This window comes from Pseudomonas sp. P1_A1, assembly GCF_056406935.1.
This window is the reverse complement of sequence record NZ_JBFTZE010000002.1, coordinates 167,392-187,462: the sequence shown is the minus strand read 5'-3', so window position 1 is coordinate 187,462 and position 20,071 is coordinate 167,392. Positions and strand designations below refer to the sequence as shown.

The window sequence follows — 20,071 nt, the reverse complement described above, 5'->3', positions numbered from 1 at the left end:
ATATCGAGGCTGTTAAATCAGCCTTCGATCTCGATCAGGATCTCGCCCGGGTTCACCCGGTCGCCCTTGGCCACGTGGATGGCGGTGACTTTACCGGCGATGGCCGACTGGACTTCGGTTTCCATCTTCATCGCCTCGGTGATCAGCACGGCCTGGCCGGCTTTCACGGTGTCGCCTTCCTTGACCAGCACATCGACGATGTTGCCCGGCATGGTGGTGCTGACGTGGCCTGGTGCAGTGGCTTGCTTGCGCTTGCTGCTGCCGCCGCTGACGAATTCGTTGAGCGGTTCGAACACCACTTCTTCCGGCATGCCGTCGATGGACAGGTAGAAGTGGCGCTTGCCTTCAGCCTTGACGCCGACACCGGTGATGTCGACGCGGTAGGTTTCGCCGTGAACGTCAATGACGAACTCGGTCGGCACACCTTCGCCACCGGCCGAAGCCACACCGCCCGCTTCCGGAATCGGCAGCAGCACTTCCGGGGTCAGGGTGCCGGCTGCGCGTTCTTCGAGGAACTTGCGGCCGATGTCCGGGAACATGGCGTAGGTCAGCACGTCTTCTTCAGACTTGGCCACGGCGCCGATTTCGGCACGCAGCTTGGTCATTTCCGGCTTGAGCAGATCGGCCGGACGCACGTCGATCACCTCTTCGCTGCCGATGGCCTGACGACGCAGCTTTTCGTTCACAGTGCCCGGCGCCTTGCCGTAGCCGCCTTGCAGGTAAAGCTTCACTTCGTTGGTGATGGTCTTGTAGCGCTCGCCGGCCAGCACGTTGAAGAACGCCTGGGTGCCGACGATCTGCGAGGTCGGGGTCACCAGCGGAGGGAAGCCGAGGTCTTCACGAACGCGCGGGATTTCCGCCAACACTTCGCTCATGCGGTTCAGGGCGCCCTGCTCTTTCAACTGGTTGGCCAGGTTGGAAATCATCCCGCCCGGAACCTGGTTGACTTGCACGCGAGTGTCGACGGCGGTGAATTCGCTTTCGAACTGGTGGTACTTCTTGCGCACGGCGTAGAAGTACAGGCCGATTTCTTGCAGCAGTTCCAGGTTCAGGCCGGTGTCGAACTCGCTGCCTTTAAGGGCGGCGACCATCGACTCGGTACCCGGGTGGCTGGTGCCCCAGGCGAAGCTGGAGATCGCGGTGTCGATATGGTCGGCGCCGTTTTCGATGCCCTTGAGTTGGCACATCGCAGCCAGGCCGGCGGTGTCGTGGGAATGGATGAACACCGGCAGCGACTGCTCGGCTTTCAGTGCCTTGACCAGTTCGCCAGTGGCGTACGGGGTCAGCAGACCGGCCATGTCCTTGATCGCCACAGAGTCGCAACCCATGGCTTCCATTTGCTTGGCTTGCGCCACGAAAGCCTCGATGGTGTGCACCGGGCTGGTGGTGTAGGCGATGGTGCCCTGGGCGTGTTTGCCAGCAGCCTTCACCGCTTCGATGGCGACTCGCAGGTTACGCACGTCGTTCATGGCGTCGAAGATGCGGAACACGTCGATGCCGTTGACCGCGGCCTTGGCGACGAAGGCTTTGACCACGTCGTCGCTGTAATGGCGGTAACCCAGCAGGTTCTGGCCACGCAGGAGCATTTGCAGACGCGTGTTGGGCAACGCGGCACGCAGTTGGCGCAGACGCTCCCACGGGTCTTCTTTCAGGAAGCGTACGCAGGCATCGAAGGTCGCGCCGCCCCAGACTTCCAGCGACCAGTAGCCGACTTTGTCGAGCTTGTCGCAGATCGGCAGCATGTCTTCGGTGCGCATGCGGGTGGCGAGCAGCGATTGGTGGGCGTCGCGCAGGATTGTGTCAGTTACATGGATCTTCTTGGACATTGTCATATTCCTCACAGGCCTGCGTGGGCGGCGATGGCGGCGGCGATGGCCAGGGCCAGCTCTTCGGGTTTGCGCTTGATCGAGTAGTTGGTCAGTTCAGGGTGGCTTTCAACGAAGCTGGTGTTGAACTGGCCGCTACGGAATTCCGGGTTACGCAGGATTTCCTGGTAGTACGCGGCGGTGGTCTTGACCCCTTGCAGACGCATGTCGTCCAGGGCACGCAAGCCACGGTCCATCGCCTCTTCCCAGGTCAGCGCCCAGACCACCAGTTTCAGGCACATCGAATCGTAGAACGGCGGAATGGTGTAGCCGGTATAGATCGCTGTGTCGGTGCGCACACCCGGACCGCCGGGCGCGTAGTAACGGGTGATCTTGCCGAAGCTCGGCAGGAAGTTGTTTTTCGGGTCTTCGGCGTTGATCCGGAACTGCAACGCGAAACCGCGGTGCTGGATGTCTTCCTGTTTCACCGAGAGCGGCAAACCGGACGCGATACGGATCTGCTCGCGAACGATGTCGATGCCGGTGATTTCTTCGGTGATGGTGTGTTCCACCTGCACCCGGGTGTTCATTTCCATGAAGTACACCTCGCCCTCGGCGAGCAGGAACTCCACGGTGCCGGCGTTCTCGTAACCCACGGCCTTGGCTGCACGCACCGACAGGTCGCCGATGTAGGCGCGCTGTTCCGGGGTCAGTTGCGGACTCGGAGCGATCTCGATCAGCTTCTGGTTGCGACGCTGGATCGAGCAATCACGCTCGAACAGGTGCACCACGTTGCCGAAGCTGTCGCCGAGGATCTGCGCTTCGATGTGTTTCGGGTTTACGATGCATTTTTCCAGGAACACTTCCGCCGAACCGAACGCCTTGGTGGCTTCGGAAATCACTCGCGGAAAGGCTTGTTCGAGTTCTTCGCGACTGTTGCAACGACGAATGCCGCGGCCGCCGCCACCGGAGGTGGCCTTGAGCATCACCGGGTAACCGATACGGTCACCTTCGGTCAGGGCTTCTTCGATGCCCGACACGTTGCCTTCGGTGCCCGGGGTGACCGGCACGCCGGCCTTGATCATGCTGCGTCGCGCTTCGGTCTTGTCGCCCATGCGGCGAATGACTTCCGCCGACGGGCCGATGAATTTGATTCCGCGTTCGGCGCAGATGTCCGCCAGCTCGGCATTTTCCGAAAGGAAGCCGTAACCAGGGTGCAACGCATCGCAACCGGTTTCCACCGCCAGGTTCACCAGCTTGCGCGGGTTCAGGTAGCCGGCCAGTGGCTCGGCACCGATGCTGTGGGCCTCGTCCGCACGCTTCACATGCAAGGCATGACGGTCGGCGTCGGAATAGATCGCGACCGAGCGAATGCCCATCTCGGCGCAGGCGCGCACGATTCGTACGGCAATCTCACCACGGTTGGCAATCAGGATCTTTTTTATCACTTGGAGGTTCCCTTGAGCCGGTGGCACCCACGACCCGATTAGACAGGTCGACGCGTGACCAAATGTTTCAATTCAGTCGCAGCTCCACACTAGCTCTCGCAAGGGATTAACAAAAATGAATAATAATTGGGTCAGGCATAAGCAAAGACTTATAGTTGAGCCATCGGCCTTCGCTCAGGATTTATAGAAAATGCGTAAGTCATTGATGCGTATGACATTGCGTCAATTGCAGATCTTCAATGAGGTGTGCGATTTAAGGTCCTACAGCCGCGCTGCCGACGAAATGTCTCTCACACAACCTGCCGTGAGCCTACAGATTCGTCAACTCGAAGAGCTGATCGGTCAGCCCTTGTTCGATTACGTCGGCAAAAAACTCTACATGACCGAGGCGGCCGAAGCGCTGCAGCGCGCCAGCCGGGATATTTTCGGCCGCCTGGAAAACCTCGATATGCAGCTGTCGGACATGCAAGGTTCATTGCAGGGTCAGCTGAAACTGGCGGTGGAATCCAGCGCCAAGTATTTCGTGCCGCACCTGTTTGCCGCGTTCAAGCGCCAGCACCCGGAAGTGAACCTGCACCTGACGGTGGTCAACCGCGGCCAGGTTATCCGGCGCCTGTCGGATAACCGTGATGATCTGGTGATCATGTCGATGGTTCCACAGGACATGGGGCTGGAGTTTCTGCCGTTCCTCAACAACCCGATTGTAGCCGTGGCGCCGCCGGATCATCCGCTGTGCCACATGGGGCCGCTGCGCTTGCAGGATCTGGAACCCTACACGCTGCTGTTGCGCGAACCCGGTTCCGGCACGCGACTGGCCTGCGAGGAGTATTTCAAAGAGAAGCGCGTGCACTTCACCCAGACCCAGGAGGTCGCGTCGGCGGAAGCTCAGCGTGAATGCGTGCTGGCGGGTCTGGGCCTGGCGCTATTGACGCGCCATGCCCTGAACCTTGAATTGGCGACCGGCGCCCTGATTGAGCTGCCGGTCGAAGAGCTGCCGCTGCTGCGTAGCTGGTGCCTGGTGCAGGCCAAGGCCAAACGGCTATCGCCGGTGGCCCACGCATTCCTTGCGTTTATCCGCAGCGAACGGGCACAAATCAGCGCACTGGTTGAGCGTTTCGACGGGAAGTTACCGGTGCTGCCTGCCAGTAGTTGAGCTCGAGGTCGTCGGGAAATTCGCCGATTTCGGCCAGAAGCTGGCGGCGCTCGCAGCGATCTTCGATGGCGCGGCGAAATTCCATGCGGCGCTGGTCTTCTTGCTGACGACGGGTTTTGACGGCGCTGTTGCGTTCTTCGTAGGGCTGGGCCATTTCGAGTCTCCCAAGGCGAGTACGGGAGTTTCAAGATAGGCGCGGGGGATGACGGTTTGGCGGCGGGAGGGTTACAGGGAGGTTAAAATTGTAAAAGCAAAGATCGCAGCCTTCGGCAGCTCCTACAAGTAAACACATTCCCTTGTAGGAGCTGCCGAAGGCTGCGATCTTTTGATCTTAATCGTCCAGCGCTTTTACTGACTTTGGCGACAACCGCAAGCTGCGAAGGCTGCGCTTGACGCTCTTCAGGTGATTGACCAGGCTCGGCCCACGAGCCATGGCCACGCCCATCGCCAACACATCGATCACTACCAGGTGGGCGATGCGCGACGTCAGCGGCGTGTAGATTTCAGTGTCTTCGTGCACGTCGATCGCCAGGTTAACGGTCGACAGCTCGGCCAACGGTGTCTGGCTCGGGCACAGGGTGATCAGCGTGGCGCCGCTTTCGCGCACAAGATTGGCGGTGATCAACAGGTCCTTTGAGCGACCGGACTGAGAAATGCAGATCGCCACGTCGGTCGGCTTCAAGGTCACCGCCGACATCGCCTGCATGTGCGGGTCGGAATACGCCGCCGCAGTCAGCAACAAACGGAAGAACTTGTGCTGGGCATCCGCTGCCACCGCACCCGACGCACCGAAGCCGTAGAACTCGACACGCTGGGCCTGGGACATCGCGGTCACGGCTTTCTGCAACGCTACCGGATCAAGTTTCTCGCGAACTTCCATCAGGGTGTGCAGGGTGGTGTCGAAGATTTTCAGACTGTAGTCGGCAACCGAATCGTCTTCATGGATCGCGAATTGCCCGAAGCTCGCGCCGGCCGCCAGGCTCTGCGCCAGCTTCAGTTTCAAATCCTGGAACCCGGAGCAACCGATGGCGCGGCAAAACCGCACGATGGTCGGCTCGCTGATGCCTACGCTGTGGGCCAGGTCGGCCATGGAACTGTGCATCACCGCCGCAGGATCAAGCAGCACGTGGTCGGCGACCTTGAGCTCCGACTTGCGTAACAGGTGGCGTGACTGGGCGATGTGTTGCAGCAGATTCAAGGGGCTGGACTCTTTGTCATTGGCAGGTGCCGGGGATGTAGCACGCTTGTAGTTATACTACATGAATCGGCTTTTTGCCTGCTCAATGCGTAACTCAATGTCCCCATATCACGCGACATATGCTCCATGTAGCACCTACGAGGTTTTTTCGTCCGCGCGCAACAGCTCAGCCAGGTCAGTAGCCTCAACCGGACGACTGATCCAATAACCCTGCACTTCATCACAACGCTCGACCTTCAGAAACTCCAGCTGCTCCGGCCGTTCGACGCCTTCGGCCACCACTTTCAACGACAGGCCGTGGGCCATGGCAATAATCGCCCGGGTGATCGCCGCGTCCTCGCTGCTCTCTCCCAGACCACGGATAAATGCCTGATCGATCTTCACGTAATCCACAGGAATACGTTTGAGGTAGCTCAGAGACGAATACCCGGTACCAAAATCGTCGATCGCCAGCTTCACCCCCAGATCGCGCAATTGCTGGAAGGTCGCGATGATGTGCTCGACGGTGTCCAGCAACTGGCTTTCAGTAAGTTCCAGTTCCAGGTAGCGTGGCGCCAGACCGGTTTCCTCCAGCACCTGACGCACCAGGCTGACCAGTTTCCCCTGACGCAGCTGATGCACCGACAGATTGACCGACACCCGAATCGGCTCAAGCCCCTGACGCTGCCATTCGCAGGCTTGCCAACAGGCCTGACGTAATACGAACTCGCCGATAGCGTTGATCAGGCCGGTTTCCTCGGCCAGACCGATGAAATCCCCCGGCGGTACCTGGCCAAGGGTCGGGTGATTCCAGCGCACCAGCGCTTCGGCGGCATTCAGCCGGCCGGTGGCGAGGCAGAGTTTCGGTTGATAAAACACCTTCAACTGCTTTTCTTCGATGGCTTTGCGCAATTGGTTCTCAAGCTGCAAACGCTCGAGCGTGCTGGCCTGCAGGCTGTCCGTGTAGAACTGGAAGTTGTTGCCGCCCAAGTGTTTGGCATGCTGCATGGCCATGTTCGACTGGCTGACCAGCGCGGAAATCTCCCGCGCGGTGTCCGGCAACAGGCTGATGCCCATGGACGCGCTCATCACCAGTTCATGCCCCTCGACGGTGATCGGCAAACGCAGCTTGGTCGACAATCGGGTCGCCACGCGCGCCAGACTCGACAGGTTGCCGTAGGCGTCGAACAGCACCGCAAATTCATCGCCGGACAACCGGGCGATGGTGTCCGCTTCCGGCAACGCATTGACCAAGCGCCGGGCCATTTTCTGTAACAGCTGATCGGCGATTTCGTGACCGAGGCTGTCGTTAAGCAGTTTGAAGCGATCCAGATTGATGTGCAGCAACGCCAGGCTGCGGCGACCGCCCTGGCGCACCCGCTGATGAGCCTCGTGCAGCCGTTCCCGGAACAACGAACGGTTGGCCAGCCCCGTGAGTTCGTCGTAATGGGCGAGGTAGCGCATACGCTCTTCGGATTCACGCCGAGCGGACAGGTCGGCGAAGAAGCCGACGATATGACTGACATTTCCCCGCAAATCGCGCACGGCATTCAGTTGCAGCCACTGCGGATACAACTCGCCATTCTTGCGGGTCTCGACCAACTCGCCCTGCCAACTACCGTGCTGCTCCAGCGCCTGACGAATCGCTGCGTAATGCCGACGGGCGTCGCGGCTGCAAGGCAAATCGACCACGTTACGCCCAAGCATGTCGTCGATTTCATAGCCAGTCACCCGACTGAAAGCCTGATTGACCGCGATAAGCGCGTAGTTCGGGTCGAAAATCACGATGCCTTCGCTGGCCGCCTCAAACACCGTCGCCGCCAGTTGGCGCTGTTCTTCCAGGTGCTTGCTGGCGCTGATATCGCGGCGGGTGCCGACCATGCGGATCACCCGGCCGTTTTCACTACGCTCGACCGCTCGACCTCGGTCCTCGATCCAGACCCAATGGCCATCGCCATGTCGCACCCGGTACTCGATCTGATAATCCTCGGTACGGCCCTTCAAATGCTCGACCAGCGCCCGCTTCAGTGCTGGCAAGTCGTCGGGATGCAGCCTCGGCTTGAGGTGGCGGAGCATCGCTGTCACGTATTCCGGCTCCAGCCCGAACAACTCCTGGAGCTGAGTGTGATGAACTTCGTCGGTCTGCAGGTTCCAGTCCCACAAACCAAGTTCACTCGCTTTCAACGCCAGCGCCAGCCGCGCTTCGCTCTTGCTCAAGGCCTGGTTGGCCGCATCCAGCTCCAGACTGCGTTGGGCAACCCGGTTTTCAAGGTCGACCTGGGTTTCGCGCAATTCGTCTTCGGCGCGACGACGCTGGTCGATTTCCTTGGCCAGTTCGTGATTGAGTTGCTCGCTGCGACTTTGCGCCTGCTGCAAGTGTTCGATCAGCGCCTGATTTTGAAAACGCCGCAACAAACCCTGATCGATCAACCGATTGACCTGCCAGGCGACCACGCTCAACGAGCCCAGAAGAATCAGCCCGAACCAGCCCCAGCCCTGCTCCTGTTCATCGCCGCCCCAGAACAGATAGCCGATGGCGGGCAACAGACAGGGCAAGGTAAAGGATAGAAATGCTGGCAGGCTGACCGCATAAGCGACGCTGGCCGAGAGGGCTGCGGCGCCGATCAGGCCGAACACCCAGGCTTGCTGGATGAAATTGTCAGCGGGCACCAGCGCGATACCGGCACCGGCCAGCGTCAGGCCGGTCATCGCCGAACCGAGCAGAAACATGCGACGCCAGATCGGATGGGCCTGACGGTTGGGAATCGCCGAATCGAAGGCCGCGACCTGAATCACTCGCAACGCCACCAGCGACAACAACCAGATCAGCCAGACGCTGACCACGAAGTAACGCTGCGGGCTCCAGAGCAACCCGGCGCAGACCAGACCGTTGATCAACATGAATAGCGTCGGCAACAGCGAGCCCTGGTACAGCAGACGCGTGCGTTCGACCGCCATCTCCATGGCGTATTGTTTGCGGATAGCCCGAGGCTCCACAGAGGGGCCCGACAGGTCGGAACTGAGGGTCATAGGCAATGTTCTTGTTCTTATAGTTGAGCATGCGAGCCCGAATTGTGGACGGAGCATACACAAGCAAATGCCCGGACCAAACTGCCTCAGGTCATAAAATAGACAAAAGTTTTAGTCGCCCGCATCCGGCGCAAAAGCATCCAGACGAGCCCCGCCCCTGCTCGCAGCCAGTGACCGACCGGTCGTCATCGGTGCTTCTTTCATCGGCTAATGCAAAGCTCGGTTTGCCCGGTGTGACGGCGCACCCTAGAATGCCTCGATGCGCGATGATCTCTCCCTTCTGCTGAACTCCCTCAACGATGCCCAACGCCAGGCCGTAGCTGCCTCCGTGGGTCGTCAGTTGGTCCTGGCCGGTGCTGGCTCCGGTAAAACCCGAGTGCTGGTGCACCGTATCGCCTGGTTGATCCAGGTCGAAAACGCCTCGCCCCACTCCATTCTGTCGGTGACCTTCACCAATAAGGCCGCTGCCGAGATGCGTCATCGCATCGAGCAGCTGATGGGTATCAACCCGGCCGGCATGTGGGTCGGAACCTTCCACGGCCTGGCGCACCGCTTATTGCGGGCGCACTGGCAGGAAGCGGGCCTGAGCCAGACCTTCCAGATTCTCGACAGTGATGACCAGCAACGGCTGGTCAAGCGGGTGATCCGCGAACTGGGCCTGGACGAGCAACGCTGGCCGGCCCGGCAGGCCCAGTGGTTCATCAACGGGCAGAAAGACGAAGGTCTGCGTCCGCAACATATTCAAGCCAGCGGCGATCTGTTCCTGGCGACCATGCGCAGCATTTATGAAGCCTACGAGGCTGCGTGCCTGCGCGCCGGCGTCATCGACTTCTCCGAACTGCTGCTGCGCGCCCTCGATCTGTGGCGCGACCACCCGGGCCTGCTCGCCCATTATCAGAAGCGCTTCCGGCACATTCTGGTGGACGAGTTCCAGGACACCAACGCCGTGCAGTACGCCTGGTTGCGTCTGCTGGCCAAGGGCGGCGACAGCCTGATGGTGGTCGGCGACGACGATCAGTCGATCTATGGCTGGCGCGGCGCGAAAATCGAGAACATCTATCAGTATTCCGACGACTTCCCGGATGCCGAGATCATTCGTCTGGAGCAGAACTACCGCTCCACCGCCGGGATCCTCAAGGCCGCCAACGCCCTGATCGCCAACAATACCGGGCGCATGGGCAAAGAGCTGTGGACCGATGGTGGCGAAGGCGAAGCGATCAATCTGTACGCCGCGTTCAACGAACACGATGAAGCACGCTACGTGGTTGAAACTATTGAAAGCGCGCTGAAAACCGGCTTGGCTCGCAGTGATATCGCGATTCTGTACCGCTCTAACGCCCAATCGCGCGTTTTGGAAGAAGCCTTGCTGCGCGAGCGCATCCCGTACCGCATTTATGGCGGTCAGCGCTTCTTCGAACGGGCAGAAATCAAGAACGCCATGGCTTACCTGCGTTTGTTGGAAGGCCGTGGCAACGATGCGGCCCTGGAGCGGGTGATCAACGTTCCGGCCCGTGGCATCGGCGAAAAAACCGTCGAAGCGATTCGCGATCATGCGCGCCACAGCGACGTGTCGATGTGGGAAGCCATGCGTCAGCTGGTGGCCAACAAGGGCCTGACCGGTCGCGCTGCCGGCGCCCTTGGGGCGTTTATGGAGCTGATCGAGAACCTCGCCGCCAAGTGCATGGAAATGCCGCTGCACCTGATGACCCAGACCGTCATCGAGCAGTCGGGGCTGATCGCCTACCACCAGGCGGAAAAAGGCGAGAAAGGCCAGGCCCGGGTAGAAAACCTTGAGGAACTGGTCAGCGCCGCGCGCAACTTCGAAAACCCAGAAGAGGACGAAGAGCAATCGCCACTGGCGGCATTCCTCGGCCACGCCTCGCTGGAGGCCGGGGACACCCAGGCTGACGAGCACGAAGACAGCATTCAGTTGATGACCCTGCACAGCGCCAAGGGCCTGGAATTCCCTTACGTGTTCCTGGTGGGCATGGAAGAAGGCCTGTTTCCGCACAAAATGAGCCTGGAAGAACCCGGTCGCCTTGAGGAAGAGCGTCGTCTGGCCTATGTCGGTATCACCCGGGCGATGCAGAACCTGGTGCTGACTTATGCCGAAACCCGACGCTTGTACGGCAGCGAGACCTACAACAAGGTGTCGCGCTTCGTACGTGAAGTGCCGAAAGGCCTGATCCAGGAAGTGCGACTGTCCAACAGTGTCAGCCGTCCGTTCGGCGGCGGCCAGCAGCAGAGCTCCAGCAGCCTGTTCGGCGGCAGCGAGATCCCGGACACCGGGTTCAGCCTCGGTCAGACTGTGCGGCATTCGGTGTTCGGCGACGGTGTGATCCTGAATTTCGAAGGCGCCGGTGCTCAGGCGCGGGTGCAGGTGAACTTCAGCGAAGGCAGCAAGTGGCTGATGCTCGGTTACGCCAAGCTGGAAGCGATCTAAAGCGTGATGATCGTTCCCACGCTCTGCGTGGGGAATGCATCCCGTGACGCTCCGCGTCCAGGGTGGCGTTCAGAGCGTGGGAACGATCTATCATGGTGATCTCGCAGTGGCGCTGGTCGCCTTTCCTACAGAACTTATCCACTCCTCCTACAGACCAAAGTTAACAGGCCCTATTGCACTGACTGAACCTGAACAGAACCTGTCAGGCAAAAGCCCGAAACACTCTGCCGCTAGCCAGTGACACTTCAGCTGTGCAACATGGCGCGCGTGCCATCCACAAATGGGAATTCCCTTTATGAAACGTTTTCTTAGCATCGCCATGGCGTTGTGCATCGGCCTGACGATGAGCCTGGACGCCAACGCCAAGCGCTTTGGTGGCGGCAAGAGTGTCGGCGCTGCGCCGACTCACCAGACCAGCCAAATGGCTCCTTCTTCTCCTGGCGTGGGCGGTGCAGCCGCCACTGCCGGCGCGGCCGGTGCCGCTGGCGCTGCCGCCAAGGCCGGCGGTGCTTCGCGCTGGCTCGGCCCTCTGGCCGGTATCGCGGCCGGTGGCCTGCTGGCCTCCATGTTCATGGGCGGCGGCTTCCAGGGCATGCAGTTCTTCGACATCCTGATCATGGCGGTCATCGCCTTCCTGGTCTTCCGCTTCATCGCCGCTCGTCGTCGCAAGCAGCAGGAGCACCTGGCCCCGGCCGGCGCGCCGATGCAACGTGAAGTATTCGAGCAGAAGCCCGCCATGGGTTCGATCTTCGGCGGTTCGGCTGCACCTGCTGCCGCTCGTCCGGTGATCAATGCTCCGGCCTGGTTCAACGAACAGCGCTTCGTCGAAGCGGCCCGCAACCACTTCCAGTCCCTGCAGCAACATTGGGACGCCAACGAAATGGACAAGATCGCCGAGTTCGTGACCCCGCAGTTGCTGGAGTTCCTCAAGCGCGAACGTGCCGACCTGGGCGACGGCTTCCAGTCGACCTACATCGACAACCTCCAGGTACAACTGGACGGCGTTGATGACCGTGCGGACAAGACCATCGCCACCCTGACCTTCAGCGGCGTGTCGAAGACCTCGCGTTTCGACCAGGGCGAAGTGTTCAGCGAAAGCTGGAACATGGAACGTCCACAGGGCGAAAACCAGCCTTGGCTGGTAGCAGGTATCCGCCAGAACGGCTGATAACTCCGCGTTTCGCATGCTGTAATGAAAACCCCGGCTCTGCCGGGGTTTTCTATTTCACGGTTGCATCTATAGCGAGCTACTGTATAAACCGCCCCAACTAAACCGCGCCATCAAGCAAGAGGATCCCGGACGTGGAAGAAATCATCGAACAACTGCGTGAAGCCAACGAACCGGTACCGGTCCCCTTGGAGTTGCCCGACGAAGATCTGCTGGTAGAAATCGAAGAACAACTGTTCATCGACATTCCCTTCGTATTCAGAGAATTCCTGCTGACCGTCAGCGATGTAGTCTACGGCAGCCTGGAGCCGGTGACCGTTACCGACCCGCAATCCCACACCTACCTGCCGGACGTTGCCGCCAACGCCTGGGACGCTGGTGTTGATCGCAGCCTGATCCCGATCTGCCAGGACGGTGACAACTACTACTGCGTCGAAGAAGACGGCACCGTGGTGTTGTGGCTGGCCGAAGAAGAGTTACTCGCCGAAGAAACCTGGGAATCGGTCTGGCACTGGGCGCGGGACGTCTGGCTGGAAAGCTGATCCACCCCTGCACGACTTTTTGTAGACGCGCAACGTCAGTGGCTTGAGGAGTCCTTGTGGTTATCCAGGGTTTCCAGCAAGGCCACCTGCATCCGCGTATGCACGCGGATGAACCAGCGCCAGAGCAGCGCCGCCACCGCGGCCGCGACCACTACAATCAGCACCAGCAACTTGTTGGTCGGCAGAATACTGGCCGACAAGGCCGCCAGCAGCAGGAAAATCACCAGCAGCGAGAGGATCGGGATCACTTCGGCGATCACCCGACGCACTCGCTGCGTGTGGCGACCGGCCATCTCCGACTTCACCCCCATTTCTGCCAGCAGCATCGACAGCGCCTTGAGCTTGCGATAGGCGGCGATCAGGAACGGCAGCGACAACAGCAACGCCCCGCCCCAGATCAACGCCTTCTGCCAGCTCGGATCGCTGATCCAGTCTTGCAGGTAAACGGACATGCGCTCGGCGAAGAAGGCGCCCGATAAAAAGATCGCAACCACCAGCGCCAGATTGACACCCACCTGCAACAGAATCCGCCGAATCATCGACGCCAACAGCGCGCCCTCGCCCTGAGGCTGGATGCTGCGCAGCCATTCGCCATACATCCCCAGCACACGAGCCAGACGCTGCGGCATTACGGCAGCAAGCTTGATCGACAGCGGATCGGCCGCGCGGATCAGATAGGGCGTCAACAGCGTGGTGATCACCGAGACGGCCACAGCCACCGGATAGAGAAAGCTGCTGGTGACCTGCAGCGTCATGCCCAGCGCGGCGATGATGAAAGAGAATTCGCCAATCTGTGAAAGCCCCATCCCCACGCGCAGTGAGGTGCGTCCGTCATTGCCGGCGATAAACGCGCCGAGGCCGCAGGACAGCATCTTGCCCAGCACTACCGCCACAGTGATCACCGCAATCGGCCAGGCGTATTGCAGCAGGATCATCGGGTCGAGCATCAGGCCGATGGCGACGAAGAAAATGGCACTGAACAGGTCGCGAACCGGCTCGATCAACTGCTCGATCTTCAGCAGCTGGCGCGATTCGGCCATGATCGCGCCGATCAGGAATGCGCCGAGAACCATGCTGTATTCAAGTTTGACCACCAGCAGGCAGAAGCCGAAACACAGGCCCAGCACGGTAATCAGCAACATCTCATTGCTTTCGAATTTCGCCACATAGGCCAGTAGTCGCGGCACCAGCAGAATGCCGATGACCAGTGCGACAATCATGAACAGGGAAAGCTTGCCGACGGTGGAAAAGACTTCGCCGGAACTGACCGTGCCGCTGACCGCGATGCTCGACAGCAAGGCGATGATGCCGATACCGAGGATGTCCTCGACGATCAGTACGCCAAAGATCAACTGCGCAAAACGCTCGTTCTTCATCTTCAGGTCGTTGAGCGCCTTGACGATGATGGTGGTCGAGGAAATCGCCAGGATCGCGCCGAGGAACAGCGAGTCCATGGTATTCCAGTCGAACCAGCGGCCGATTTCGTAGCCGATCCAGATCATCAGGACGATTTCCAGGAAGGCCGCGATAAACGCCGTGGCGCCGACCTTGAACAGCTTGCGCAGGCTGAACTCCAGCCCCAGGCAGAACATCAGGAAAATCACCCCGAGCTCGGCGAGGGTCTTGATGGTTTCTTCGTCGTGGATCAGGCCGAAGGGCGGCGTGTGCGGGCCGATAATGAAACCGGCGACGATGTAGCCGAGCACCACCGGTTGTTTGAGACGATGAAAGAGCACGGTCACCACACCCGCGATCAACATGATCACTGCCAGATCCTGAATGAAACTGATGGCATGCATGGTGTGTGGCTCCTTCGGGGGTGGGCTTTTGAAGGGTAACACCACGACTTCCGCCGCAAAGACGGTGCAATATATGGAAACAGATCGCTTCGGGCGTGACGGCGCCTCCCCGCCCGGCGTCCCGATAACTGTTGGTTTGAAAAACACCGACAAGCACCCACAGAGGTGTAACCCCCAAACCCTGCCTTGAACCCGTGAGTACGTTATGGAACCCGGAAACGCCCAGCTGTCGATGACGGTATTGATGACCCCCGACATGGCCAACTTCTCTGGCAATGTCCACGGCGGCACCTTGCTCAAATACCTCGATGAAGTGGCTTACGCCTGCGCCAGCCGGTATGCCGGCCGTTATGTAGTGACCTTGTCGGTGGATCAGGTGATCTTCCGCGAGCCGATTCATGTCGGTGAGCTGGTGACCTTTCTGGCCTCGGTCAACTACACCGGTAATACCTCGATGGAAGTGGGCATCAAGGTCGTGACCGAGAACATTCGCGAGCGTTCGGTGCGCCACACCAACAGCTGCTTCTTCACCATGGTCGCGGTGGATGACCAGCGTAAACCGGCCTCCGTCCCGCCACTGCAACCGCAGAACAGCGAAGACAAGCGTCGGTACATGCAAGCCCAGCAGCGTCGGCAGATTCGTCAGGAACTGGAAAAGCGCTATCAGGAAATCAAGGGCGACGCCTGACGTGTTCGGTCTTTAGATCGCTTTCGCGGGCAAGCCTCGATCCTACGGGTAATACACCATCCCTGTGCAGGAGCGAGGCTTGCCCGCGAAGCTTTTAAAGACTGATCGCGGTCGCCTCGAACCGCACCCGCGGATGGGCGATCCGGTCCTGCGCCCGCACCAGTTCCAGTTCATAGCTGGCACACGCCTGGGTTTCCAGCAGCACTTCATGCACCGCCGCCGCGGTGAATTCGAAGGCGCTCAGTAGACTGTCACCCAGCAGCACACGCGCCAGGAACAGCCCGGAAGTCAGATCGCCAACGCCCACCGGCTGACGCGGGAACGCCAGCAACGGCCGACGCAAGTGCCAGCTGCCTTCAGCGGTCACCAGCAACATCTCGAAGCCATCCGTCAGTTTGCCGGGATAGTCGAGATGCTTGACCAACACCGCCTTCGGACCGCGCGCCAGCAGCGCCCGCGCCATGGCCAGGCAATCGAACAGTGACTGCGCCTTGCGCCCCGAGAAGCTGTTCAGCTCCAGCTGATTCGGGCACATGAAGTCGGCTATCGCCGCAGCCTCTTCCAACAGGAAATCGCTGACTTCGGCTGGAACGCTGCAGCCCTTCTCCGGATGGCCCATCACCGGATCGCAGAGGTACAAGGCTTTGGGATTGATCGATTTGATTCGCTCCACCCCCGCCAGAATCGCCCGCCCTTGGGCCGCGCTACCGAGGTAGCCGGACAACACGGCGTCGCAGTTGCCCAGTTCGCCAATCGCCGCGATGCCTTCCACCAATTCCGGAATCTGATGCGGGGCCAGCACTTCCCCGGCCCACTGGCCATATTGCGTGTGGTTGGAGAACTGCACGGTATTGAGTGGCCAGACGTTCACCCCGACCCGCTGCATCGGGAAAACCGCGGCGCTGTTGCCAGCGTGGCCGAACACCACATGGGACTGGATGGCGAGCAGATGGGGCGTACGTTTCATGCGGTGAGTTTTCCATAAACCGATTGAAATTCGAGCCGCGCAGTATGCGACTAAACGCAGCCTGTACGACAGACCAGAGACGCAGTTAAGCTGACACTATCTTGTTGGAGCACCCTGTTGATGCTGACCCTAGGAAATATCTTCGTGCTGATGCTGCTCGCCACCGGTGGCGCATGGCTGTGGCACAACCACGGCTTGCGCGAACGCGCACTGGAGCGGGTTCAGCAGCATTGCGCCAAGCTGCGGATCGAGCTGCTGGACGGCAACGTAGCCTTGAAAAAGATCGCTTTCATTAAAGACGCCAACGGCCGTCGGCGCCTGGCCCGTGTGTATAACTTCGAATTTACCGTGACCGGCGAAACCCGCCACAACGGCACCATCACTCAGTTCGGCGCCCATAGCGCACACATCGAGCTCGCGCCCTATCCAATGCCATTCGACGACACACCGCCGGTGGTCGAAGTCGCAAAACCCAGCGCCGAGGTGATTGAATTGAGCCAGTGGCGGCAAGAACACACCAAGTGGCGTCCCTGAAGATTAAAAGATCGCACCATAGGAGCTGCGGTCTTTTGATCTTCACCCCGACCGGCAATCGGCCAGATCTCTTTGCAGTGACTCAACACCCTGTACCTCACTGAAAATCAGCTCGATGCGCGAATCCCGTCGCCATTCGCTGGGTTGCCAATCCAGTAACGAGTTATCCAGTGCGTTGGCCGACACCCAGCCCTCGACACTGTGGATAACCAGCTTCGCCCGCAGCCATTCAAGGCTCTCAAGCCACTTTCCGACAAGCACGGCATCGAATGTCTGACTCGGATGCCAGCGCCAGCCGACGCTCCAGCCACCCTCTTGCGCCTGACTCAAGCAAATCGGCTGCGCAGGGTCAGTCCAGATGGCCGGCATCTGCGCCAGCCCCTTGGGCACGATGAAGTTATCCACACCCGCGACAGCCTGAGCCTTGAGGCCCGGTAACTCACTCAACGGCAAAACAGCCTGCTGCGTCCAGTACAAACGACGCGACGGCAACTGTGCGACAACTCGCTGGCGATCACTGTCGTTCAGGCTTTCCGCCTTGTTCAGCAACAGCAACCCGGCACTGTCCAAGGCTTGCTGTTGCGCCGCTGGCAGCGGTTTTCCGGCCGCGAGTGCCCGGGCATCCAGTACCAGCACGCAAGACTGCACCGCCAGGACGCCTTGCCACGGCGCCTCGCTCAATTGCCTGAGCAACTGAGCCGGATGCCCCAGTCCGGACGGCTCGATGAACAGTCGATCCGGTCGTGCCTTGCGCAGCAACCGTCCGAGGCCGACCTGAAACGGCGCACCATTGACGCAACACAAACACCCCCCGGCCACTTCCCCCAGTGCGATACCATCGGCGTCCTGGGTCAGCAACGCAGCATCCAGGCCGATCTGGCCGAATTCGTTGATCAGCACCGCCCAGCGCTCACCGGCCGGCCGCTGCGCCAGCAGGTGCTTGATCAGGCTGGTCTTGCCGGCACCCAGCGGGCCGGCGATGACGTGGGTGGGAATGTTCTGCAACATGGTCGAAGTTTTCTGAGGAGGTAAAGGATGCGGTTGATGGGATGGTCGTTGCTTCTGGCGCTCACGTCGGGTGAAGCGCTGGCCCAGGCCTGCGTGGTACATAGTACGGCAGCGCGGCTGGACGTGAAGGTCTGCCAGCAGAACCGCAACATCCCGGAAAAACTGTTCGCCGACGGCTTCTGCCAGCCGAATCTGGCCGGGCAGAAAGTCGAGGTGCAGTACGTCGACCAATGCCCCGCCGGCGCATTCGGGGTATGCAGCAACGCTCAAGTCGCCAATATGCCTTACCGGCAGGATATTCACTATTACGGCGTGGCCACCGATGCGGCGTATCTGAAGCCGTTTTGCGAAGCCCAGAGCCAGGGAACCTGGCTCAAACCTTGAGCTGTCAGCCCAACCAGTCGAGGGTCAGGATCAAACGACGCTCGCCCGGCGCCAGCTGCGGCGAACGGTGAATCAGGCCGAAGCCTTCGTTGCCGTGCCACTTCTCTCCTTTAAGCAGCGCCACTTCACCGCTGGCGATACGCTGGATCAGCGAATCATCCTGGGATTCGGCGTCAGGTTTGCCTAATTGGCGGCGATCCATCGCCCCTTCTTTCAGCCATTGGCTGCCGCCCCCTGCGTAGGTAGTGATCAACCGCACCGGCACATGATCGACGTGGAAACGCGGGCACATGGCTTTGTCCAGCACCCGCAAGCGCAGGCCGATGCGTTGGGCGCCCAACAGGCAGGCGAACGCGCTGACCAGCCAGGAAACGTCGGCGATAAAGCCTTCGTAACCTTCAAGGTCGCTGAAGCCTGAGGCTAAACCGCGGAGATTGGGTGGGGCGTCATCATTGGGCATTTCCAGGCACAGCGACTCCGCCAGCGGCTGGTTCAGGGACAACAGCAAGCGACCGAAATCAGCAATATGCGCCGGCAGTTGGCGTTGCCAAAGGGCGAGGTTCACACCGTCGTCCAGAATCCCGGTCAGCACCTTTGGCGTTTCACCTTGAACCTGAGCAATAACCGGTCGCAGCTTCAGACTGGGCGCCAGCATCAGGCAGCCGCCTCTTCGTACCAGGGACCGAACGGATCGGGCAGCATCCGCCAACCCTCGACGCCCAGGGCCATTTCATCATCCGTCAGCAGGCAGCTATCAAGTTCGGCGGTAAGTTGTGCAAAGTCGATGTTCTGGCCGATAAACACCAGTTCCTGCCGGCAATCGCCGGTGGCGGCCGTCCAGTTTTCCATAATCGCGGTGGTGCTTTCTTCGTCTTGCGGCCACTGGTTTTTCGGCACGAAACGCCACCAGCGCCCGGCAAACCCGTGACGCATCAAGCCGCCAGCCTGGGACCAGCTGCCGGCATCCATGTGTTTGCTGGCCAGCCAGAAAAAGCCCTTGGAGCGCAGCAGTTTGCCGTTCACCCACGGGCGATCGATGAAGCTGAAAAAACGCTGCGGATGAAACGGTCGCCGCGCCCGATAAGCCGTGGAGGCAATGCCGTACTCCTCGGTTTCCGGTACGTGTTCACCGCGCATTTCCTGTAACCATCCCGGCGCCTGAGCGGCTCTTTCGAAGTCGAAGCGCCCGGTGTTGAGGATCTTCTTGAGTGGCACCTCGCCCATGACCATCGGAATGATTTCGGCCTGGGAATTGAGCCGTTCGAGGATCGCGATCAACTCCTGGCGTTCGCGGCTGCTGATCAAATCGATCTTGCTGATCAGAATTACGTCGGCGAATTCGATCTGCTCGATCAACAGGTCAGTGATCGAGCGCTCGTCCTCCTCGCCCAGGGTTTCACCACGGGAAGCGAGGCTTTCGGCGGCCTGGTAGTCGAGCAGGAAGTTCATGCCGTCGACCACGGTGACCATGGTGTCGAGCCGCGCAATGTCGGCCAGGCTCTGCCCTTCTTCATCGCGAAACGTGAAGGTTTCCGCCACGGGCAGCGGCTCGGAAATGCCGGTGGACTCGATCAGCAGATAATCGAAACGACCGTCCCTGGCGAGTTTGCTGACTTCTTCGAGCAAATCCTCACGCAAGGTGCAGCAAATGCAGCCGTTGCTCATTTCCACGAGTTTTTCTTCGGCACGGTTCAGGCTGACATCGCGCTGAACTTCACTGCCATCGATATTGATCTCACTCATGTCGTTGACGATCACCGCGACCCGCAGATTATCGCGATTACGTAGTACGTAATTCAGCAGTGTACTTTTTCCGGCGCCGAGAAAGCCCGACAGGACGGTCACGGGGAGACGATTGGGCATCAGGTATTCCTCACAGGGATGCCCGGTCGCAATGTCGGGCTTAATTTATGTTATAGTATAAC

General features: G+C 60.0%; 17 protein-coding genes. 7 read left to right on the top strand and 10 right to left on the bottom strand.

Features of this window, described 5'->3' with window-relative positions; genetic code table 11:
* Nucleotides 1-17: 17 nt before the first annotated feature.
* Entirely contained in the window at nucleotides 18-1,826 is a 1,809-nt protein-coding gene (gene oadA, locus AC1D2Q_RS03760) for a sodium-extruding oxaloacetate decarboxylase subunit alpha (protein WP_019580380.1), read from the bottom strand.
* A gap of 11 nt (nucleotides 1,827-1,837) precedes the next feature.
* Nucleotides 1,838-3,253, bottom strand: coding sequence for an acetyl-CoA carboxylase biotin carboxylase subunit (locus AC1D2Q_RS03755; protein ID WP_007896523.1), 1,416 nt, complete (start codon nucleotides 3,251-3,253; stop codon nucleotides 1,838-1,840).
* 190 nt (nucleotides 3,254-3,443) lie between these two features.
* Between AC1D2Q_RS03755 and AC1D2Q_RS03750 the strand changes: the two genes are divergently transcribed.
* On the top strand, nucleotides 3,444-4,406 hold the full coding sequence (locus tag AC1D2Q_RS03750) for a LysR family transcriptional regulator (RefSeq protein WP_007934452.1): 963 nt from the start codon (nucleotides 3,444-3,446) through the stop codon (nucleotides 4,404-4,406).
* Here the strand turns inward: AC1D2Q_RS03750 and AC1D2Q_RS03745 are convergent.
* The 3 genes from AC1D2Q_RS03745 to AC1D2Q_RS03735 form a co-directional block, all read right to left on the bottom strand.
* Nucleotides 4,348-4,560 carry a PA3496 family putative envelope integrity protein gene (locus AC1D2Q_RS03745; RefSeq protein WP_019020903.1) on the bottom strand — a complete coding sequence of 71 codons (213 nt, stop codon included), beginning with the start codon at nucleotides 4,558-4,560 and terminating at the stop codon, nucleotides 4,348-4,350. The two genes, AC1D2Q_RS03750 and AC1D2Q_RS03745, sit on opposite strands and share 59 nt — an antisense overlap.
* Nucleotides 4,561-4,737: 177 nt before the next feature.
* Nucleotides 4,738-5,604: a transcriptional regulator HexR gene (gene hexR / locus AC1D2Q_RS03740; RefSeq protein WP_017850032.1), complete on the bottom strand. Its 867-nt coding sequence runs from the start codon at nucleotides 5,602-5,604 to the stop codon at nucleotides 4,738-4,740.
* Nucleotides 5,605-5,739: 135 nt separating this feature from the next.
* Nucleotides 5,740-8,613, bottom strand: coding sequence for an EAL domain-containing protein (locus AC1D2Q_RS03735; protein ID WP_477812299.1), 2,874 nt, complete (start codon nucleotides 8,611-8,613; stop codon nucleotides 5,740-5,742).
* A 259-nt stretch (nucleotides 8,614-8,872) separates the two neighbouring features.
* On the opposite strand from AC1D2Q_RS03735, the gene uvrD reads away from it, so the two are divergent.
* From uvrD to AC1D2Q_RS03720, 3 genes are all read left to right on the top strand, one after another.
* Nucleotides 8,873-11,056, top strand: coding sequence for a DNA helicase II (uvrD, locus tag AC1D2Q_RS03730; RefSeq protein ID WP_007934438.1), 2,184 nt, complete (start codon nucleotides 8,873-8,875; stop codon nucleotides 11,054-11,056).
* A 295-nt stretch (nucleotides 11,057-11,351) separates the two neighbouring features.
* Nucleotides 11,352-12,224 carry a Tim44 domain-containing protein gene (locus AC1D2Q_RS03725; RefSeq protein WP_305410583.1) on the top strand — a complete coding sequence of 291 codons (873 nt, stop codon included), beginning with the start codon at nucleotides 11,352-11,354 and terminating at the stop codon, nucleotides 12,222-12,224.
* Between the two features lie 134 nt (nucleotides 12,225-12,358).
* Nucleotides 12,359-12,766: an SMI1/KNR4 family protein gene (locus AC1D2Q_RS03720; protein WP_007934432.1), complete on the top strand. Its 408-nt coding sequence runs from the start codon at nucleotides 12,359-12,361 to the stop codon at nucleotides 12,764-12,766.
* Nucleotides 12,767-12,801: 35 nt separating this feature from the next.
* On the opposite strand, the gene AC1D2Q_RS03715 is transcribed toward AC1D2Q_RS03720, so the two are convergent.
* Nucleotides 12,802-14,565 (bottom strand): cation:proton antiporter, encoded by a 1,764-nt coding sequence (locus AC1D2Q_RS03715; RefSeq protein WP_477812298.1) that lies wholly within the window; start codon nucleotides 14,563-14,565, stop codon nucleotides 12,802-12,804.
* A 205-nt stretch (nucleotides 14,566-14,770) separates the two neighbouring features.
* On the opposite strand from AC1D2Q_RS03715, the gene AC1D2Q_RS03710 reads away from it, so the two are divergent.
* Nucleotides 14,771-15,253, top strand: a complete 483-nt coding sequence (locus AC1D2Q_RS03710) for an acyl-CoA thioesterase (RefSeq protein ID WP_007934430.1) — start codon at nucleotides 14,771-14,773, stop codon at nucleotides 15,251-15,253.
* A 94-nt stretch (nucleotides 15,254-15,347) separates the two neighbouring features.
* Here the strand turns inward: AC1D2Q_RS03710 and pdxY are convergent, their stop codons facing one another.
* Nucleotides 15,348-16,220 carry a pyridoxal kinase PdxY gene (pdxY, locus tag AC1D2Q_RS03705; RefSeq protein ID WP_477812297.1) on the bottom strand — a complete coding sequence of 291 codons (873 nt, stop codon included), beginning with the start codon at nucleotides 16,218-16,220 and terminating at the stop codon, nucleotides 15,348-15,350.
* Between the two features lie 120 nt (nucleotides 16,221-16,340).
* Between pdxY and AC1D2Q_RS03700 the strand changes: the two genes are divergently transcribed.
* Nucleotides 16,341-16,754 carry a DUF3301 domain-containing protein gene (locus AC1D2Q_RS03700; RefSeq protein WP_064621161.1) on the top strand — a complete coding sequence of 138 codons (414 nt, stop codon included), beginning with the start codon at nucleotides 16,341-16,343 and terminating at the stop codon, nucleotides 16,752-16,754.
* Nucleotides 16,755-16,796: 42 nt separating this feature from the next.
* Here the strand turns inward: AC1D2Q_RS03700 and AC1D2Q_RS03695 are convergent, their stop codons facing one another.
* Nucleotides 16,797-17,762 (bottom strand): CobW family GTP-binding protein, encoded by a 966-nt coding sequence (locus AC1D2Q_RS03695; RefSeq protein WP_477812296.1) that lies wholly within the window; start codon nucleotides 17,760-17,762, stop codon nucleotides 16,797-16,799.
* A 27-nt stretch (nucleotides 17,763-17,789) separates the two neighbouring features.
* On the opposite strand from AC1D2Q_RS03695, the gene AC1D2Q_RS03690 reads away from it, so the two are divergent.
* Complete coding sequence (locus AC1D2Q_RS03690; RefSeq protein ID WP_028940098.1) at nucleotides 17,790-18,146, top strand: hypothetical protein; 357 nt, start codon at nucleotides 17,790-17,792, stop codon at nucleotides 18,144-18,146.
* 4 nt (nucleotides 18,147-18,150) lie between these two features.
* Here AC1D2Q_RS03690 and AC1D2Q_RS03685 read toward each other — a convergent pair whose 3' ends face one another.
* Nucleotides 18,151-18,801: a DUF1826 domain-containing protein gene (locus AC1D2Q_RS03685; protein WP_477812295.1), complete on the bottom strand. Its 651-nt coding sequence runs from the start codon at nucleotides 18,799-18,801 to the stop codon at nucleotides 18,151-18,153.
* A complete protein-coding gene (gene zigA, locus AC1D2Q_RS03680) occupies nucleotides 18,801-20,009 on the bottom strand; it encodes a zinc metallochaperone GTPase ZigA (RefSeq protein WP_477812294.1) in 1,209 nt (402 codons plus the stop codon). The genes AC1D2Q_RS03685 and zigA overlap by 1 nt, the downstream gene beginning before the upstream one ends.
* Between the last annotated feature and the right edge of the window lie 62 nt (nucleotides 20,010-20,071).

What these genes read in the sequence shown, in the direction of transcription:
- oadA (WP_019580380.1), bottom strand. Translation starts at nt 1,826, where the DNA reads ATGTCCAAGAAGATCCATGTAACTGACACAATCCTGCGCGACGCCCAC.
- AC1D2Q_RS03750 (WP_007934452.1), top strand. Translation starts at nt 3,444, where the DNA reads ATGCGTAAGTCATTGATGCGTATGACATTGCGTCAATTGCAGATCTTC.
- AC1D2Q_RS03745 (WP_019020903.1), bottom strand. Translation starts at nt 4,560, where the DNA reads ATGGCCCAGCCCTACGAAGAACGCAACAGCGCCGTCAAAACCCGTCGT.
- AC1D2Q_RS03735 (WP_477812299.1), bottom strand. Translation starts at nt 8,613, where the DNA reads ATGACCCTCAGTTCCGACCTGTCGGGCCCCTCTGTGGAGCCTCGGGCT.
- uvrD (WP_007934438.1), top strand. Translation starts at nt 8,873, where the DNA reads ATGCGCGATGATCTCTCCCTTCTGCTGAACTCCCTCAACGATGCCCAA.
- AC1D2Q_RS03725 (WP_305410583.1), top strand. Translation starts at nt 11,352, where the DNA reads ATGAAACGTTTTCTTAGCATCGCCATGGCGTTGTGCATCGGCCTGACG.
- AC1D2Q_RS03715 (WP_477812298.1), bottom strand. Translation starts at nt 14,565, where the DNA reads ATGCATGCCATCAGTTTCATTCAGGATCTGGCAGTGATCATGTTGATC.
- AC1D2Q_RS03710 (WP_007934430.1), top strand. Translation starts at nt 14,771, where the DNA reads ATGGAACCCGGAAACGCCCAGCTGTCGATGACGGTATTGATGACCCCC.
- pdxY (WP_477812297.1), bottom strand. Translation starts at nt 16,220, where the DNA reads ATGAAACGTACGCCCCATCTGCTCGCCATCCAGTCCCATGTGGTGTTC.
- AC1D2Q_RS03700 (WP_064621161.1), top strand. Translation starts at nt 16,341, where the DNA reads ATGCTGACCCTAGGAAATATCTTCGTGCTGATGCTGCTCGCCACCGGT.
- AC1D2Q_RS03695 (WP_477812296.1), bottom strand. Translation starts at nt 17,762, where the DNA reads ATGTTGCAGAACATTCCCACCCACGTCATCGCCGGCCCGCTGGGTGCC.
- AC1D2Q_RS03690 (WP_028940098.1), top strand. Translation starts at nt 17,790, where the DNA reads ATGCGGTTGATGGGATGGTCGTTGCTTCTGGCGCTCACGTCGGGTGAA.
- AC1D2Q_RS03685 (WP_477812295.1), bottom strand. Translation starts at nt 18,801, where the DNA reads ATGCTGGCGCCCAGTCTGAAGCTGCGACCGGTTATTGCTCAGGTTCAA.
- zigA (WP_477812294.1), bottom strand. Translation starts at nt 20,009, where the DNA reads ATGCCCAATCGTCTCCCCGTGACCGTCCTGTCGGGCTTTCTCGGCGCC.